This window comes from Streptomyces sp. NPDC001732 (assembly GCF_053596315.1).
Genome location: NZ_JBSFFY010000197.1, coordinates 1 through 1,539 on the forward strand (window position 1 = coordinate 1; position 1,539 = coordinate 1,539).

The 1,539-nt window shown below is 67.6% G+C and carries 1 protein-coding gene; it reads left to right on the forward strand.

What is annotated here, in order from left to right; genetic code table 11:
- Positions 1 to 305: 305 nt before the first annotated feature.
- Positions 306 to 1,508: an IS110 family transposase gene (locus ACWCXX_RS41335; RefSeq protein ID WP_451136473.1), complete on the forward strand. Its 1,203-nt coding sequence runs from the start codon at positions 306 to 308 to the stop codon at positions 1,506 to 1,508.
- Positions 1,509 to 1,539 lie beyond the last annotated feature (31 nt).

Below are 1,539 nucleotides of genomic sequence, written 5' to 3' on the forward strand. Positions count from 1 at the left end.
GTCCGGCAAGGCACCGCAACGTGCGACTGGGCAGGTCGATCGAATGGGGTCTCCCCTGCTCGAGCGAAGCCGAGAGCTTGGGGATGGGTGGACAAGCACGCGAAGCTCCGTAAGTTGTTGGGCGGCCCGGGAGGGCCGGGTGTGGCTGACGCGAAGCTGTCTTCAGTGGCTTGCCGGGAGTGGCCGCCCGGCTCTTCGGGGCGCCCTGGCCGCTGATTGAGATACGCGATCCGGTCGCTGTTTACGGAGCTGACGGCGGGGTGTTCCTCGGGTCAACGGCATGCTGTTGGAACTGAGGAGGGCAGGTGAGCGAGCGCCGGGCCCACGTCTGGGCCGGTATAGACGCGGGCAAGGGCCATCACTGGGCCGCGGTGGTCGACGAGACCGGCGCAACTCTGTGGTCGAAGAAGATCGAGAACGACGAGTCGGCGATTCTGAACGCGCTCGGCGAGATCCTGGACCTGGCCGAGAAGGTCAGCTGGGCGGTGGACATCTCCGGTACGTCGTCCGCGCTGCTGCTGGCTCTGCTCTCAGCTCACGGCCAGCAGGCCGTCCATGTGCCCGGCCGCACGGTCAACCGAATGTGGGGGGCCTATCGGGGCGAGGCCAAGACCGATGCCCGCGACGCTTATGTCATCGCCGAAACCGTCCGTCACCGAAGGGACTTCGCTGCGATCGATGTGCCCGCGCAGTTGGCTGCCGATCTGGCACTCCTGACCGCGCACCGGTCCGATCTGGTCGCCGACCGGGTGAGGATGATCAACCGGCTGCGGGACGTGCTGACCGGCGTCTTCCCCGCACTGGAGCGGGCCTTCGACTACGCCAGTCACAAGGGTGCGCTCGTCCTGCTTACCGGCTGCCAGACCCCGGCCGCGATCCGCCGACGCGGCCGGGCTCGGCTCACCGCCTGGCTTGCCAACCGCAGCGTCCGCAGTGCCGATTCGGTCGCGGCCATCGCCCTGGAGGCGGCTCAGGTCCAGCACACTGTGCTGCCCGGGGAGGATGTTGCCGGGCAGATCGTCGCCGACCTGGCGGCACAGCTCCTGGCCCTGGACGACCGGCTCAAGCGGATCGACAAGCAGATTCGCGAGACGTTCCGAAGTCATCCGCAGGCCGAGATCATCGAGTCGCTGCCCGGAATGGGCCCGATACTCGGCGCCGAGTTCATCGTCGCAGCGGGTGACTTGACTACGTATGTCGACGCCGGCCATCTGGCCTCGGCGGCTGGGCTGGTGCCTGTCCCACGCGACTCCGGCCGCCGGACCGGAAACCTGCACCGTCCCAAGCGTTACAGCCGCCGCCTGCGACGGGTGTTCTACATGTCCGCGCAGACAAGCATCATCCGTGACGGCCCGAACCGGAACTTCTACCTCAAGAAGCGCAGCGAGGGTTGCAAGCAGGTCCAGGCCGTCATCGCCTTGGCCCGGCGCCGGGCCAGCGTGCTGTGGGCTCTCCTGCGCGACGACAGGCTGTTCACCCCCGTCCCGCCCGTCGCGCAGGAGTCTTGACTTCGTCATTGAGACTCCTGGCAGACACGGG